Source organism: Kitasatospora sp. NPDC056327 (genome assembly GCF_042261735.1).
GTDB lineage: Bacteria > Actinomycetota > Actinomycetes > Streptomycetales > Streptomycetaceae > Kitasatospora.
In genome coordinates, this window is the sequence record NZ_JBHJRC010000201.1 from 1 (window position 1) to 15,774 (window position 15,774).

Here is a 15,774-nt window from a genome sequence, read left to right on the forward strand (position 1 = left end):
GAGACAGGTGCGGAGCGGTCCGCACCGGGCCCGCCGTCGTGCCGGGCGCCTTCTAGGCTGGACGGGAGACGGCGCGGGACGGCCGGGAGCAGTGGAGGAAGAGATGGCGCAGGAGAAGCCGGCGAAGCGGCCGGACGGTGCGGCCGACGGGCCGGCGCGGGCGGCGAAGGCGAGGCTGGTCTTCGGCGACCCGCTGGACCAGCAGTCCCGGGACGACACCGACAGCGGCTGGGGCGACCGCCCCGGGGCGGGGGAGGGAACCGGGCGCGGGCTGGAGTGGTACCTGAGCCAGCGCCCGCCGCACCACGGCGACTGACCCGGGCGGACCGGACGCCTCCGGGCCCGCGCCGACCCGCGCGGACCTGCTTGGGGCCTCAGCCCGCCCTGGTGACCAGGGCGTCGCGGATCTCGGTGAGCAACTGCACCTCCTTGACCTCGGCCTCCGCCTGCACCTCGGCCAGGGTCTTGCGCTTGGCGGTGAACCTGGTCATCGGCAGGATCAGGCAGAAGTAGACGACGGCGGCGGTGATCAGGAACTGCAGGGCCGCGCTCAGGACGCTGCCCCAGAGGATGAGGATGCCGGAGGTGACCTCCCCGGTGGCGGACACCTCGCAGGGGCCCTTGATGCAGGAGCTGTAGGCCGCGAGGTCCTTGGCCCCGAAAGCGCCGACGATCGGGTTGATCACGCCCTTGACGAAGGCGTTGACGATGTTGGTGAATGCCGCGCCGATGACCACGGCGACGGCCAGCTCGACGACGTTTCCGCGCAGCAGGAATTCCTTGAAGCCTTTCATGCCGCGTGAACGACGGTGTCGTCCGCCGGTCACGGGTGATTTTCTCCCCCCTCCGGCGGACAACCCGTTCGGCCCACCGTCGCCGCCGTTCCCGGTGCGGCCGTTCCCGGTCCGGGCGGACCCGTCCAGGACGGGCCGAGGGCGAACGCGGCCGCCGCGCACAGCACCACGAGCGGGGCCGGCACCGGCACCCGGTGGCGCAGCGCCCGCAGCAGCCGGCAGCGCGGCCCGGCCCGGCCGCGGATCGGCGGGAACGACGGCACGGGCCGCCTGGGCGGGACGGCCGGAGCGGGCGGCGGGACGCGCGGCGGCCGGAGGCCCGGCCGGGAGGGCACGCTCGGCGGCGCGGACGGGCACGGTGCCGCGCAGGGGGGCACCGACGCGCCGGGGGACGGCGGTCCGGACGCGCACGCGCAGAGCGGGGCGGGCGGGAACGGCGGGGTGGACGGGAACGGCGACGGGGCGGGCGAACCGGTGCGCACGGGCACCTCCAGGGTCGGCTCGGGACTTTCCGGTGGCCCACACTCTGGGCGGCCCGGAATCCCGCCGGAAGCCCCTTTCCGCAGCCTGTGGAAAACCCGGGCCTGTGGACGGAGAAGCTCACCCGCAGGGGTGAGAAGTCACCGGGCGCGTTTCCCGGCGGGCATGCGAAGGGGCCCGCCGCGCCCGCGTGCAGCGGGAGCGACGGGCCCTCCGGAAACCTGGTGCCGGGGCCCGGCCGAAGGTCAGCCGGCCGCCGGAGCGGGGCTCGCGGCGGGGGTCGAGGAGCTCGACGAACCCGACGAGGACGACGAACCCGACGAGGTCGAGGACGACGAACCCGAGGACGGGGTCGAGGACGACCCGCTCACCGAGCTGCTGGAGGAGGAGCGGCTGTCGGTCCGGTAGAAACCGGAGCCCTTGAAGACCACGCCCACCGCGGAGAAGATCTTGCGGAGCCGCCCCTGGCAGTCGGGGCACGTGGTCAGCGGCTCGTCGGTGAACTTCTGCACCGCCTCCAGGCCGTTGCCGCACTCGGTGCACTGGTACTGGTACGTGGGCACTTGTCTTCCTCCTGGCACTCTCGCCTGATGAGTGCTAACGATGGTCAATGATGCGGCATTCCGGTGGATCAGTCCAGCGACTCGAATGTGAGATGAGTCCGCCCGGGGTCCGGACCGGCCGCCGCGCTCAGCCCTCGGCCGCGACCGCCGGCCGGGCCGGCGCACCCCGCTCCGCGGCGCCCGCCGCCGCCGCGCGCGTCCCGGGCGGGACCAGCAGCCCCCGCAGCGCGATCAGCGCGGCCAGCCCGAGCCCGGCGCCGGCCACCGGCACCAGGAACCCGGTCGACGCCCCGTACGAGTCGACCAGCCGCCCGGCCGCGGTCGCACCGGTCGCCAGGCCCAGGCCGATGGCGCCGGTCAGCCAGGTGAAGGCCTCGGTCTTCGCGCCGTCCTCGACCAGCGTCTCGACCAGTGTGTAGCCGCTGATCAGGGTGGGGGCGATGGCCAGGCCGCAGACCAGGCCGGCGGCCGAGAGCGCGACCAGGCCCGGCATCGCCCACAGGGTCGAGCAGCCCAGCACCAGCAGGCCGTAGCTGATGATCATCCGCTGCTGGACGGAGCGCCGCCAGGTGACCGCGCCGTACAGCACGCCGGCCAGCATCGAGCCGCCCGCGAAGATCCCGTACACGGTGCCGGCGGCACCGTGCTGCCCGGCGGCGTCGGCGAAGGCGTTCACCGAGACCTGCACGGAGCCGAAGACGGTGCCCACGCCGAGGAAGGCGCCGGCCAGCAGCCGGACGCCGGGCGAGGCGAGCGCGGAGGCCTGCCGGACGCCGGGCGCGCGCTCGACCCGGGCGGGCGCGCTGCGCCGCCGGGCGGCGAAGGCCAGGCCGCCGACGAGGGTCAGCGCCGCCTCGGCGGCGAGTCCGGCCGCGGGGTTCACCGAGGTGGCGACGGCGGTGGCCAGGATGGGGCCGATCACGAAGGTGAACTCGTCGGTCACGGACTCGAAGGCGAAGGCGGTGCCGATCCCGGCGGCCGGGGCGGCGGTCGCGCCCCCGGCGGAGAAGGTGGCGATCCAGCGGGCCCGGACCATGGCGCCGATCTGCGGGACGCTCGCGCCCGCCGGGGCGGCGGCCAGGAAGAGGCTCCAGGCCGGTGCGTGCCCGAGCGCGAGCGCGATCAGGGTGCCGACCGAGACGGCGTGCACCAGCACGGTCGGTACGAGTACGGCGGCCTGGCCGTACCGGTCGGCGAGCCGCCCGGTCTGCGGGCCGACCAGTGCCTGGGCGACCGCGGCGACCGCGGCGACGGTGCTGGCGGTGCCGTACGAGCCGTGGGTGTCCTTGACGAGCAGGAGGATGCCCATGCCGAGCATCGCGTAGGGGAGCCGCGCGACGAACGCGGGGGCCAGGAAGGTCCAGGCGCCGGGCGTGCGGAGCAGCGCGGCGTAGCCGGCCCGGGCGGGCGCGGCGGTTTCGGCGGGCGCGGCGGCCCCGGCGGGCTCCCCGGAACCGGTGGACCCTCCGGAGCCGGCGGGGCCCGGGGTGCCGGCGTCCCCGGCGTTCGCGGTGGTACCGGCGGTGCCGGTGTGCAGGGCGGCGTCCTCGACGCTCTCGACCGTTCGGCGGGCCGTCACGGTCGGTCCTTCCTGCTGCCTGGTAGCGCGGCAGGGCACGGAAGGGCCCCGACGGCGCCGAGAGTCGTCCTCTCGCGCGTCGACCGGGGTAGATACCGGGCCGGGCCGGCGGGGGGCCGGGGCCGGACCGCGGCCGCCGAGCGGTCGCGCCAACTCTGCATCAGGCAGATGCTCTGGGTTGGTGGGTCAGCGATTGCGTATACGCGCGTAGAAGCGCGCTCCTCACGACCATACCGGACGGACCCCGGGGTGTCCCGTGAAGTCCGGGTGAACACCCGGCGGGGCGTCCGGGGCGTCCGGGGCGTCCGGGGCCCTCGGGCGTCCGGGGTGTCCGCCCCGCGCCCGGCCGGTCCGCGCACCGGCGCGGCCGCGCGGCCGCGCGCCTCCCGGGAAGGCGCCGCACCGGCGCGGCCCCGGTCCCGGCCCCGGCTCGGCACCGCGCCCGTTCAGCCCCCGCGCCCGTTCAGCCAGTCGGCCAGCTTGCCGCCCTTGTCCACGGCCCGGAGCCGGCGCTCGGCCGCCTCGCCCACCTCGTCGGTGGTGACCACCAGCAGCTCGTCCCCGCCGCGCAGCACGGTCGTCTTGTCGGGGACGAAGCTGCTCCCCTCGCGGACCACCAGGGTCACCGCCGCGCCGGCCGGCAGCCGCAGCTCGCCGACCTCCACGCCGGACATCCTGGAGCCGGGCGCGAGCGCGACCGACAGCAGGTGGCCGTGCAGCTTCTCCAGCGGCGCGGACTCGATGTCGAGGTCCTGGCCCATCGAGCCCTCGCCGATCCGCAGGCGCTTGGCGACCCAGGGCAGCGTCGGGCCCTGGAGCAGGGTGAAGACCACGACCAGGATGAAGACGATGTTGAAGACGTCCTGGGCCCGCGGCGCGCCGGCCACCATCGGGATGGTCGCCAGCACGATGGGCACCGCGCCGCGCAGTCCGGCCCAGCTGAGCAGGGCCTGCTCGCGGACCGGCAGCCGGAACGGGGTGAGCGTCAGCACCACCGAGAGCGGCCGGGCGAGGAAGACCAGGACCGCGCCGATCACCAGGGCGGGCACCACCGCGTCACCCATCGACTCCGGGGTGCAGAGCAGGCCGAGCAGCACGAACATGCCGATCTGCCCGATCCAGGCCAGGCCGTCGGCGAAGCCGCGGACGGCGGGGCCGTGCGGCAGCTTGGCGTTGCCGAGGATCACCGCGCTGACGTAGACGGCGAGGAAGCCGGAGCCGTGCAGCAGCGCGCCGCCGGCGTAGGCGAGCACGGTGAGCGCCATGACGGCGATCGGGTAGAGGCCGGAGGACGGCAGTGCGACGTGCTTGACGCCGTACGCGCCGAGCTTGCCGACCGCGAGGCCGACGAGCAGGCCGACGGCGAGCTCGGCGGCGATCGTGCCCAGCAGCACGTACCAGGAGTCGTGCGCGCCGACCGTGGCGAAGGCCACGACCAGGATGACCACCGGCGCGTCGTTGAAGCCGGACTCGGCCTCCAGCAGGCCGGTGAGCCGGCGGGGCAGCGGCACCGTCCGCAGCACCGAGAAGACGGCCGCGGCGTCCGTGGAGGAGACGATCGCGCCGAGCAGCAGCGACGTCCGCCAGTCCAGGCCGACCAGCCAGTGCGCGCCCGCCGCGGTGACCGCGACGCTGATCCCGACGCCCGCGGTGGCCAGCACCGTGGCGGCCGGCATCACGGGTCTGGCCTCGCGCCAGTTGGTCTTGAGACCGCCCTCGGCCAGGATCACCACCAGGGCGGCGTACCCGAGCACCTGGGTGAGCTCGGCGTTGTTGAAGGAGATGCCGAGCCCGTTCTGACCGAGCGCCACGCCGATGCCGAGATAGATCAGCAGGCTGGGCAGCCCCGATTTCGTCGAGACGCGCACGGCGACCACCGCGACCAGCAGGATCACGGAGAACTCAAGGAGCAGCTGGTTCAGGTGGTCGACATTCACGCAGGGGCACCTCGGGCGTGGCAGGGGGCGGACGGGGTACCGGCTGGGGTGACGGCGGGTGAGAACCGATTACTCCCCTTGCGGATCGTTACTCAGTCTAACATTTTGCCATATCTTTAAGGTCCTTCGTCGCATCCGCCGTCACCTCGCACTTCCGGCCCCTCCGATCCCACCGTGAGCGTCCCCCGTGCACGGCCGCCAGCCGGGGCGGCCTAATGTGGTGCCCTGTCACGGCCCCGTGCTCTTGACATGTCCGCCCGCCCCCCAGTGAGGACCGCAAGGACCCAGATGCCCCGCTCGAAGAAGTTCCGGCGCGCCCGTCTGATCGTGATCGTGCTGGTCGTGCTGCTGGTGGCCGGCGCCGGCTACGGCGGTTACCGGGGGGTGGAGGCGGTCCGCGCCTCCTTCCCGGAGGTCGACGGCAGCGTCAAGGTGGCGGGCCTGAGCGCGCCGGTCGACGTCAAGCGCGATGCCAACGGCATTCCCCAGATCTACGGCGACACCTCCGAGGACCTCTTCCGGGCCCAGGGCTACGTCCAGGCCCAGGACCGCTTCTGGGAGATGGACGTCCGGCGGCACATCACCGCGGGCCGGCTCTCCGAGATGTTCGGCGACGGCCAGGTCGAGACCGACTCCTTCATCCGCACCATGGGCTGGCGCCAGGTCGCGCAGAAGGAGTTCGACACCGTCCTGAGCGCGGACACCAAGAAGAACCTCCAGGCGTACGCGGACGGCGTCAACGCCTGGCTCGCCGAGCACCCGGGCGGCTCCGCCGCCTCCCTGGAGTACGGCGTGCTGGGCGTCGTCAACGGCGACTACAAGCCGGAGCAGTGGAACCCGGTGGACTCGGTGGCCTGGCTCAAGGCGATGGCCTGGGACCTCTCCGGGAACCTCCAGGAGGAGATCGACCGCTCGCTGCTCGCCCAGGACTTCAGCCCGGAGAAGATCGCCGAGCTGTACCCGGACTACCCGTACGCCCGCAACGGCACGATCGTGAAGACCGGCACCGTCAACGGCACCGCCTACAGGCCGGCCGACGGCTCCGCCCCGGCGGGCACCGGCACCGCGGCCGGCGGCGCGCAGGGCGCCGCGGCCACCAAGGCGCTGCTCAAGGGCGTCACCGACCGGGTCGACGCGCTGCCCGAGCTGCTCGGCCGCAACGGCCAGGGCATCGGCTCCAACTCCTGGGTCGTCGCCGGCAGCCACACCACCACCGGCAAGCCGCTGCTGGCCAACGACCCGCACCTCGGTCCCGGCCTGCCCTCGGTCTGGTACCAGATGGGCCTGCACTGCCGGACCGCCTCGCCGGCCTGCCAGTACGACGTCTCCGGCTTCACCTTCGCGGGCATGCCCGGCGTGGTCATCGGCCACAACAAGGACATCGCCTGGGGCCTCACCAACCTCGGCGCCGACGTCACCGACCTCTTCCTGGAGAAGGTGACCGGCCCGGAGACCTACCTGGTGGACGGCAAGGAGGAGCGGTTCGACCTCCGCAAGGAGACCATCAAGGTCGCCGGCGGCGAGGAGCGCACCATCACCGTGCGCACCACCAGGACCGGCGCCCCGCTGATCTCCGACCCCAGCACCGAGCAGCAGAACGTCGGCAAGTACGCGCCCAACGGCGCCTCCGCCCCCGACCGCGGCACCGGTGGCTACGGCGTGGCCCTGCAGTGGACCGCGCTGATCCCGGGGAAGACCATGGACGCCGTCTTCGCCCTGGACCGCGCCAAGGGCTGGGAGGACTTCCAGAAGGCCGCCGCGGACTTCGCCGTCCCGGCCCAGAACCTCGTCTACGCCGACGCCAGGAACATCGGCTACCAGGCCCCCGGCTACATCCCGGTCCGCGGCAACGGCGACGGCCGATACCCGGCGCCCGGCTGGGACTCCTCCTTCCAGTGGAAGAAGGACCCGGTCCCGTTCAGCGCCCTGCCGTGGAGCCTCAACCCGTCCAGCGGCTACATCGTCACCGCCAACCAGGCCGTCGTCGACCCCTCGTACAAGTACTCGCTGACCAAGGACTGGGAGTACGGCACCCGGGCCAAGGAGATCACCGACCAGATCGAGGCCCGGCTGAAGAACAACGGGAAGATCTCGCCGGACGACATGCAGGAGATGCAGCTCGACAACACCAGCGTCCTGGCCAAGACCCTGGTCCCGATGCTGCTCAAGGTCGACATCGACGACTCCTACGTGCGCGAGGCCCAGGACCTGCTGAAGGACTGGAACTACCACCAGGACGCCGACTCGGCCGCCGCCGCGTACTACAACGGCGTCTGGCGCCAGCTGCTCATCCTCGCCTTCGGCCAGAAGTTCCCGGCCGACCTGCGGGCCGAGGACAACTGCCTGCTGGTCCGCGAGCAGGCCGACCCGACCAAGCCGGACAGCAAGTCGAGGATCGTCACCGAGTGCGGCACCCGTGACCCGGGCCGGGCCCAGCCGGACGGCGGCGACCGCTGGACCGAGGTGGTCCGCCAGCAGCTGGAGAAGCCCGACAGCGCCTGGTGGACGTACATCGACTCCCAGCACAAGGAGCAGAAGGGCCTGGAGAACCTGCTGCGCGAGGCGATGACCAACGCCCGCCAGGAGCTCACCTCGCTGCTCACCAAGGACGTCACCACCTGGAGCTGGGGCCGGCTGCACAAGCTGGAGCTGCGCGAGCGCACCCTCGGCTCGGACGACTCCTCGATCGCGTCGGGGGCCGTCCGCAAGCTGCTCAACCGCGGTCCCTACCGGCTCTCCGGCGGTTCGGCGGCGGTCGACGCGGCGGGCTGGAACGCGGCCGCCGGCTACCAGGTCGACTGGATCCCCTCGATGCGCATGGTGATCGACCTGAACGACCTCGACGCCTCCCGCTGGATCACCGTCGGCGGTGCCTCCGGTCACGCCTTCCACGACAACTACAACGACCAGACCGACCTCTGGCTCAAGGGCAAACTGCTGACCTGGTCGTTCTCGCCGGACGCGGTCGAGAAGGCGACCAGGCACAAGCTGACGCTGACCAACGGCTGACGCCGCGCCCGCCGCCGAAGGCCCCGCACACCCGGAACCCGGGGGCGGGGCCTTCGCCGTGCCCGGGGGCGCTCACCCCAGCCGGTGGGTTCCGGACGGCGTGAGCGCGAGGTCCACCGGCCGGTCGTGCGGCTCGGCCGGCACCCGCTCCAGCAGCTCCTCCTCGTACAGCAGCACCGCCAGCACCGGCCGCGCCCCGGCCCGCTCCAGCCGGGCCAGCACCCGGTCGTAGGAGCCGCCGCCCCGCCCCAGCCGCAGCCCCCGGCGGTCCACCGCCAGGCCCGGCAGCAGCACCAGCCCGGCCCCGGTGACCGCCCCGGGCCCGAGCCGGCCGCCGGCCGGCTCCAGCAGCCCGCGCCCGGCCGGGACCAGCGCCTCCGGCCCCTCGTACACCGCCCAGTCCAGGTCGTTGTCGGCCAGCAGCACCGGCAGCAGCACCCGCACCCCGCGCGCCCGCAGCGCGTCCAGCAGCGGCCGGGTGCCCGGCTCAGAGCCCACCGAGACGTACGCGGCCACCGTGGCCGCCCCGTCCCCCGGCCCGGCCGGGACGGCGGCCGCCAGCTCGCCGGCGTGACCGGCCAGCGCCGCGGCGGCCCGCTCGCGGTCCGCGGGCGCCAGCGAACGCCGCCGCGACAGCAGCCGTGTCCTCAGCGCGCCCTTCTCGTTGTCCCTGGGATGCTCCACCGCTCCCGCTCCTCCACCGCTCGACCACGACCGCTCCGGAGCCCCGACGCCTGCGCGACCGGGACGCCCAGAGCCTGACACGCGGAAGGCAGCCCCCGATGTCCACCCCGCTGCTGGTCCAGGCCCTGGCCGCGCTGAGCGCCCCCGCGCTGGCCGGCGCCGCCGTCCTCGGCGTCCGCCTGCGGCGCGGCGCGGCCCGCGCGGCACGGCGCGAGTCCGGGCTGCGCGAGCGCCTCGCCGGGCTGGAGCACCGCTGCGCCGAACTGGAGCGCACCGCCTCCTGCGACCCGGTCACCGGCGTCTGGAACTACCGGCACCTCCAGCTCACCCTGGACCGGGAGATCGACCGCGTCCGCCGGGCCGGGCAGCAGGACCCGCAGGACGGGCCGCGCCCGCTGGCCGTGCTGCTGCTGGAGATCAGCGGGTTCGACGCGGTGGTCGCCGAGCACGGCCGGGCCCGGGCCGGGACGGTGCTGCGGGACCTCGCCCAGCGGCTCGGGATGGAGATCCGCCGCGCCGACACCCTCGGCCGGTACAGCGGCGAGGAGTTCCTGGTCGTCCTGCCGGACACCGGGGCCGAGGGCGCGGCCCAGGTCGCCGACCGGCTGGTCTGGTCGGTCCGCCGCCACCTGCTGCTGGACTGGTCCTCCGGCGACCGGGAGGGCCGCCGGCCGCACGGCAACGGCCTGACCGCCGCGGCCGGCCTGGCCGTGCTGCCCGGCGACGGCGCCCACGCCGCGGTGCTGCTGCGGTCCGCCGACCGGGCGCTCGCGGCGGCCCGGGCCGCCGGCGGCGACTGCTGGCGCCCGGCCGGTCCGCCGGCCCCCGCCGGGGAGGCGCCGGGGGCCGCGCCCGGTGCCGTTCCGGGGACCGGCCGGGCGACCGCGCGGCCGGGTGGTTCCCCGCGTCCGGGCAGAGTCTTCGCAGCCGAACGTGACCGTTCGGAAAAGGCGGGTAGTCTGTCGCCCTGTGTCGGAGGGGACCCCCTCGCCCCGCCGGTCACGTCCCCTTTGCCTGCCATCGCGGCCGGGTCCGGCGACGTGCTGCCGAAGCATCGGTCAACTGCGCCCGGTCAGGCGAAATACGTGCCTTAGTAAGGTAAAACGCATGACGACGACGAACTCCCGTACCCCGGTAACCAAGGCAGTGGTCCCCGCGGCCGGTCTGGGTACCCGATTCCTGCCGGCCACCAAGGCGACTCCGAAGGAGATGCTGCCGGTCGTCGACAAGCCGGCGATCCAGTACGTCGTCGAGGAGGCCGCCTCCGCGGGCCTGTCCGACATACTGATGGTCACCGGCCGCAACAAGCGTGCCCTTGAGGACCACTTCGACCGCGCCTACGAGCTGGAGGAGCTGCTCGCCCGCAAGGGCGACCAGGACCGCCTCCGCCGGGTCCGCGAGTCCGTCGAGCTCGCCAACATGCACTACGTCCGCCAGGGCGACCCCAAGGGCCTCGGCCACGCCGTCTCGGTCGCCGAGCAGCACGTCGCCGGCCAGCCCTTCGCCGTCCTCCTCGGCGACGACCTGATCGACCCCCGCGACCCGCTGCTGTCGCGCATGATCGAGGTCCAGCAGGAGCTCGGCGGCTCGGTCGTCGCGCTGATGGAGGTCGACCCCTCCCAGATCCACCTGTACGGCTGCGCCGCCGTCAAGCCGAACGGCTTCGGCGACGACGTCTTCCAGGTGACCGACCTGGTCGAGAAGCCCGAGACCGCCGACGCCCCGTCGAACTACGCCGTCATCGGCCGCTACGTGCTCGACCCGTCGGTCTTCGACGTGCTGCGCGAGACCCCGCCCGGCCGCGGCGGCGAGATCCAGCTCACCGACGCCCTGCGCGAGCTGACCACCCGTCCCGCCGACACCGGCGGCACGGTGCACGGCGTGCTCTTCAAGGGCCGCCGCTACGACACCGGCGACCGCGCGGACTACCTGCGCGCCATCGTCCGGCTGGCCTCCGAGCGCGAGGACCTCGGCCCGGAGTTCCGCTCCTGGCTGCGCGAGTTCGTCGCCTCCGAGCTGCAGGACTGACACACCGACAGAGAGCGAGCGCGCCGATGACCGGGTCCACGGAGAGCGGTACCGCCCCCGCCGCAGCCTGCTGCGGCGACTCCGCGGACCCGGCCCCGGCGCCCCGCCCCGCCGCCCGTCCGGACGGCACGTGGAGCGTGGACGAGCACCTCGCCGACGTCCTGGCCGCCGTCGGCCCGCTGCCCGCGATCGAGCTCCAGCTGCTCGACGCGCAGGGCTGCCGGCTGGCCGAGGACGTCCTCGCCGAGGGCGACCTGCCCCCCTTCGACAACAGCTCGATGGACGGCTACGCCCTGCGCACCGCCGACACCGTCGGCGCCGGTGCCGAGTACCCCTCGGTGCTCACGGTGGTCGGCGACATCGCGGCCGGCGCCGGGGAGCTGCCCCGGGTGGGTCCCGGCCAGGCCGCCCGGATCATGACCGGAGCCCCGCTCCCGCCCGGCGCCCAGGCGGTAGCCCCGGTCGAGTGGACCGACGGCGGCACCGGCACCGGGCACGCCGCCGACGCGATGACCGCCGCGGTCGGGGGCGGGGAGGTCCGGGTGCTGCGCCCGGTCGCCGAGGGCGCCCACATCCGCCGCCGCGGCAGCGACGTCACCGCCGGCAGCCGGGTGCTGGCCGCCGGCACCCGGCTCGGCCCCGCTCAGCTCGGCCTGCTCGCCGCGACCGGCCGGGCCACCGTCACCGTCCGCCCGCGCCCGCGGGTCGTGGTGCTCTCCACCGGCAGCGAGCTGGTCCAGCCCGGCGAGCCGGTCGGCCCCGGGCAGATCACCGACTCCAACAGCTTCACCCTCACCGCCGCCGCCCTGGACGCCGGGGCGATCGCCTTCCGGGTCGGCGGCGTCCCCGACGACGCGGCCCGGCTGCGCGCCGTGCTGGAGGACCAGCTCGGCCGGGCCGACCTGATCGTCACCAGCGGCGGGGTCAGCGTCGGCGCGTACGACGTCGTCAAGGAGGTCTTCGCCGAGTACGGCGGGGTGGACTTCCGGCGGCTGCGGATGCAGCCCGGCAAGCCCCAGGGCTTCGGCCGGATCGGCCCCGGGGCGGGCGTGCCCCTGATGGCGCTGCCCGGCAACCCGGTCAGCGCGTACATCTCCTTCGAGCTGTTCGTCCGCCCGGTGATCCGCGCGATGCTCGGTGCCGACGACATCCACCGCCCGGTGGTCCGGGCGCGCTGCCCGGTGGCGCTGCGCTCGCCGGCCGGGCGCCGGCAGTTCCTGCGCGGCCGGTACGCGGCGGCCGAGGGCCTGGTCGAGCCGGTCGGCGGCGCGGGTTCGCACCTGGTCGGCGCGCTGGCCCTGGCGGACTGCCTGATCACCGTCCCCGAGGACGTCACCGAGCTGCCCGCGGGCAGCGGGGTCGACGTGGTCCTGCTCGGCGGCTGAACACCGGTCGACCGGTCGAACTCCCGTCCGGCAAGCGGCGTCCCACCGGAGCGGCCCGTCCCGCGCCGACGCCGGGGCGGGGGGTACGGTAGCGCGGTATTCGACCTGCGCGCCCCCTGGAGCCACCCGTGACCGCCTCACCCCCCGGCGACCGCCTCACCCATGTCGACGAGCAGGGCGCGGCCCGGATGGTCGACGTCTCCGGGAAGGACGTGACCGCGCGCACCGCCGTCGCGGCCGGCCGGGTCCGGGTCTCCCCGCGGGTGGTCGAGCTGCTGCGCGGCGAGGGCGTGCCCAAGGGCGACGCCCTGGCCGTGGCCCGGATCGCCGGGATCATGGGCGCCAAGCGGACCCCCGAGCTGATCCCGCTCTGCCACCCGATCGCGGTCTCCGGCGTCAAGGTGGAGCTGACGGTCGCGGACGACGCCGTGGAGATCACCGCCAGCGTGCGGACCACCGACCGGACCGGCGTCGAGATGGAGGCGCTGACCGCCGTCGCGGTGGCCGGGCTGACCGTGATCGACATGGTCAAGGCCGTCGACCGGGGCGCCGCCATCGAGGCCGTCCGGGTGCTCGCCAAGACTGGCGGCAGGAGCGGCGACTGGTCCGCCCCGCAGACCCCGGCACCGGAGGCCCGGGCGTGAGCGGGGCCACCGTCCGGGGAAGCGGGGCGGGCGCATGAGGGCGCTCGCGGTCACCGTGTCCAACCGCGCCTCGGCCGGGGTCTACGCCGACAAGGGCGGCCCGCTGCTGGTCGAGGGCCTGCGCGCGATGGGCTTCAGCACGGACGGCCCCCGGGTCGTCCCGGACGGCGAACCGGTCGAGGCGGCGCTGCGCGAGGCCGTGGCGGCCGGCTACGACGTGGTGCTGACCACCGGCGGGACCGGCATCTCGCCGACCGACCTGACCCCGGAGATGACCGCCCGGGTCCTCGACCGGGAGATCCCCGGCATCCCCGAGGCGATCCGCGCCCACGGGCGGGACAAGGTGCCCACCGCCGCGCTCTCCCGGGGGCTGGCCGGTGTCGCCGGACGTACCCTGGTCGTCAACCTGCCGGGCTCGACCGGTGGCGTCCGGGACGGTCTGGCCGTCCTGGCCCCGCTGCTCGCCCACGCCGTCGACCAGCTCGCCGGCGGGGACCACCCCCGGCCCGACGCACCAGCTTCCGGGAGCGCGCACTGAACGCCGGCTGGCCGGTAGAACTCCACGAGGGGGACGTCGTGCTGCGCCCGATCCGGGCCCGCGACCAGCGCGAGTGGCAGGAGGTCAGCCGACGCAACCGGGACTGGCTGCGGCGCTGGGAGGCGACCGTGCCGCCCGGCCCGGCGGGCCTCGCGGCGGGCCCGCGTCCCACCTACCGGCAGATGGTCCGCTACCTGCGCGGCGAGGCCTCGGCGGGCCGGATGCTGCCCTTCGCGGTGCTGTACCGGGGCCGGCTGGTCGGGCAGCTGACCGTCGGCGGGATCACCTGGGGCTCGATGTGCGCGGCCAACGTCGGGTACTGGATCGACGAGGCGGTGGCCGGCCGGGGCATCATGCCGACCGCGGTGGCGCTGTCGGTGGACCACTGTTTCCGCACGCTCGGTCTGCACCGGATCGAGGTGTGCATCCGGCCGGAGAACGGCCCGAGCCGGCGGGTGGTGGAAAAGCTCGGCTTCCGTTCGGAGGGAATGCGGCCGCGCTATCTGCACATCGACGGGGACTGGCGCGACCACCTGGTGTTCGCCCTGACCGCCGAGGAGGTCCCGGAGGGGATGCTGGAACGCTGGCGGTCCCTCAGCGCCGGTCGAAGGCCGAGAAATTGAATGTATGTTCGAAAGAAATATCGATATGGCATCGGCGCGGCGACGGACGGGCACAAATACCGGCAAAATAGTCGGAGAATCAGCTTGATCACACGACACGCCGTGCCAAATTGCTACCGGCCGTTCCTCCACGCCCGTACGGTGTGAATCGTGAGCAGTAGCGGCCTTATCTACGCCGTCATCGTAGGGGCCTGGGCCGCCTATCTGGTGCCGATGTGGCTCCGCAGGCAGGACGAGCTCAACGAGGCGCGCCCGACGGAACGCTTCAGCACCGCCATCCGCCTGCTGGCCGGGCGTTCGGCGCTGGAGCGGCGGGCGTCCCGGGCCCTGGGCGACGAACCGCGTGACGACGAGCAGAGCAGTGACGGTCCCCCCGAACGGGAGGCGGCCGTCCCCGGCGACCCCGCGGACGGGGCCGCCGACGCGCCTGCCGCGCCCCGCCCGGCCCCCCGGGCCGAGGGGCGGACGGGGAGTGAGGGCGGCGGCCCCGAGCGCCGGGCGCGGCTGCTGGCCCGCCGGCGCCGGATGGTGACCGTCCTCTTCCTGGCGTTCGCGCTGGGCGCGGTGGTCGCGGCGGTGGCCGGACTGGCCTTCCTCTGGGTCCCCATGGTCCCGGCGGTCCTGCTCACCCTCTACATCGGGCACCTGCGCCGGCTGGAGCGCCAGCGGTACGCGGTGAAGCTGGACCGCACCCGCGCGGCCCAGGCCGCCGAGCGGCTGCGCAAGCGCGAGCAGCAGCGCGCCGAGGCCCGCCGCGAGGCCCCCGGACCCGCCGACGCCCCGGGGCCCGTCCCGGCCGCCGGCCCGGCCCCGGAGGGGCCCGCCGGGCGCGCCCGGCCGCACCTGAGGCTCGCCACCGAGGCCGACGCGGCCCGCGCGGCGTCCGAGGGGGGCACCGTCTCGGCCTCGGCCGTCGCGGAGGCCACCGAGCACGAGGAGTGGGTGGACGGCATGCGCGAGCGCGGTGCGGCCGGCCCGGACTCCTGGGAGCCGGTGCCCGTCCCGCTGCCGACGTACGTGACGGCGCCGGTGGCCCCCCGGGTCAACCGCGGGCTCGACCTGTCGGCGCCCGGGACGTGGAGCTCCGGCCGTCCGGCGGAGTCCCGGAACACCCCGCTGTTCGACCAGTACGCCGAGCACCCGGCGCCGGAGCCCCGCCCCCGCGCCGCCAACGAGTAGCGCCGGCCCGCGATCCGGCGGCACCTCGTCGAGGCCCCCTCCCGGGGGCCTCTTCGCGTTCCCGCCCGCCCGCCACCGGCCCGCCGCACGTGCGGGCCGGCCTCCGGGGCTCCGACCAGGGGGGTGGTCACGGACCCCCTCCGAAAGGTGCTAGAGTTTCTTCTCGTTGGGGCTGTGGCGCAGTCCGGTAGCGCACCTCGTTCGCATCGAGGGGGTCAGGGGTTCGAATCCCCTCAGCTCCACCCAACGGAAGTCCCCCCCCATCGGTTGATCGGGCGGGCCGACCCCGTGGGGGGGAAGTGGCGCCCGCACGAGCGGTATCGTATAAACA

The 15,774-nt window shown here is 74.6% G+C and carries 14 protein-coding genes and 1 tRNA gene; 10 read left to right on the forward strand and 5 right to left on the reverse strand.

Going from position 1 to position 15,774, the window contains the following annotated elements; all coding sequences use genetic code 11:
* Positions 1-103 precede the first annotated feature (103 nt).
* Positions 104-316 carry a hypothetical protein gene (locus ACFCX4_RS25170; RefSeq protein ID WP_376146474.1) on the forward strand — a complete coding sequence of 71 codons (213 nt, stop codon included), beginning with the start codon at positions 104-106 and terminating at the stop codon, positions 314-316.
* A 58-nt stretch (positions 317-374) separates the two neighbouring features.
* On the opposite strand, the gene mscL is transcribed toward ACFCX4_RS25170, so the two are convergent.
* The 4 genes from mscL to ACFCX4_RS25190 form a co-directional block, all read right to left on the reverse strand.
* Positions 375-794 (reverse strand): large conductance mechanosensitive channel protein MscL, encoded by a 420-nt coding sequence (mscL, locus tag ACFCX4_RS25175; RefSeq protein WP_376146476.1) that lies wholly within the window; start codon positions 792-794, stop codon positions 375-377.
* Positions 795-1,519: 725 nt separating this feature from the next.
* Positions 1,520-1,837: an FmdB family zinc ribbon protein gene (locus ACFCX4_RS25180; RefSeq protein WP_376146479.1), complete on the reverse strand. Its 318-nt coding sequence runs from the start codon at positions 1,835-1,837 to the stop codon at positions 1,520-1,522.
* A gap of 127 nt (positions 1,838-1,964) precedes the next feature.
* Positions 1,965-3,221 (reverse strand): MFS transporter, encoded by a 1,257-nt coding sequence (locus ACFCX4_RS25185; protein WP_376146505.1) that lies wholly within the window; start codon positions 3,219-3,221, stop codon positions 1,965-1,967.
* Between the two features lie 641 nt (positions 3,222-3,862).
* Positions 3,863-5,353, reverse strand: coding sequence for a potassium/proton antiporter (locus ACFCX4_RS25190; RefSeq protein ID WP_376146482.1), 1,491 nt, complete (start codon positions 5,351-5,353; stop codon positions 3,863-3,865).
* A 288-nt stretch (positions 5,354-5,641) separates the two neighbouring features.
* Between ACFCX4_RS25190 and ACFCX4_RS25195 the strand changes: the two genes are divergently transcribed.
* Entirely contained in the window at positions 5,642-8,362 is a 2,721-nt protein-coding gene (locus tag ACFCX4_RS25195) for a penicillin acylase family protein (protein WP_376146485.1), read from the forward strand.
* Positions 8,363-8,434: 72 nt separating this feature from the next.
* Here ACFCX4_RS25195 and ACFCX4_RS25200 read toward each other — a convergent pair whose 3' ends face one another.
* Entirely contained in the window at positions 8,435-9,046 is a 612-nt protein-coding gene (locus tag ACFCX4_RS25200; RefSeq protein ID WP_376146488.1) for a 5-formyltetrahydrofolate cyclo-ligase, read from the reverse strand.
* 98 nt (positions 9,047-9,144) lie between these two features.
* Here ACFCX4_RS25200 and ACFCX4_RS25205 point away from each other — a divergent pair, with 98 nt between their 5' ends.
* The 8 genes from ACFCX4_RS25205 to ACFCX4_RS25240 all read left to right on the forward strand — a co-directional run bounded on the left by ACFCX4_RS25205 (position 9,145) and on the right by ACFCX4_RS25240 (position 15,685).
* A complete protein-coding gene (locus ACFCX4_RS25205; RefSeq protein ID WP_376146491.1) occupies positions 9,145-10,140 on the forward strand; it encodes a GGDEF domain-containing protein in 996 nt (331 codons plus the stop codon).
* Between the two features lie 13 nt (positions 10,141-10,153).
* The gene (galU, locus tag ACFCX4_RS25210) at positions 10,154-11,074 is read left to right on the forward strand and encodes a UTP--glucose-1-phosphate uridylyltransferase GalU (protein ID WP_376146494.1); all 921 of its coding nucleotides are present in this window, start codon (positions 10,154-10,156) and stop codon (positions 11,072-11,074) included.
* 26 nt (positions 11,075-11,100) lie between these two features.
* Positions 11,101-12,459, forward strand: coding sequence for a gephyrin-like molybdotransferase Glp (glp, locus tag ACFCX4_RS25215; RefSeq protein ID WP_376146497.1), 1,359 nt, complete (start codon positions 11,101-11,103; stop codon positions 12,457-12,459).
* A gap of 188 nt (positions 12,460-12,647) precedes the next feature.
* A complete protein-coding gene (gene moaC / locus ACFCX4_RS25220) occupies positions 12,648-13,103 on the forward strand; it encodes a cyclic pyranopterin monophosphate synthase MoaC (RefSeq protein ID WP_376146508.1) in 456 nt (151 codons plus the stop codon).
* 34 nt (positions 13,104-13,137) lie between these two features.
* Positions 13,138-13,641 carry a molybdenum cofactor biosynthesis protein B gene (locus ACFCX4_RS25225; RefSeq protein WP_376146499.1) on the forward strand — a complete coding sequence of 168 codons (504 nt, stop codon included), beginning with the start codon at positions 13,138-13,140 and terminating at the stop codon, positions 13,639-13,641.
* The gene (locus ACFCX4_RS25230; RefSeq protein WP_376146511.1) at positions 13,638-14,264 is read left to right on the forward strand and encodes a GNAT family N-acetyltransferase; all 627 of its coding nucleotides are present in this window, start codon (positions 13,638-13,640) and stop codon (positions 14,262-14,264) included. Before ACFCX4_RS25225 ends, ACFCX4_RS25230 begins: the two co-directional genes overlap by 4 nt.
* Positions 14,265-14,414: 150 nt before the next feature.
* The gene (locus ACFCX4_RS25235) at positions 14,415-15,443 is read left to right on the forward strand and encodes a hypothetical protein (RefSeq protein WP_376146502.1); all 1,029 of its coding nucleotides are present in this window, start codon (positions 14,415-14,417) and stop codon (positions 15,441-15,443) included.
* A 168-nt stretch (positions 15,444-15,611) separates the two neighbouring features.
* A tRNA-Ala gene (locus ACFCX4_RS25240) sits at positions 15,612-15,685 on the forward strand.
* Positions 15,686-15,774 lie beyond the last annotated feature (89 nt).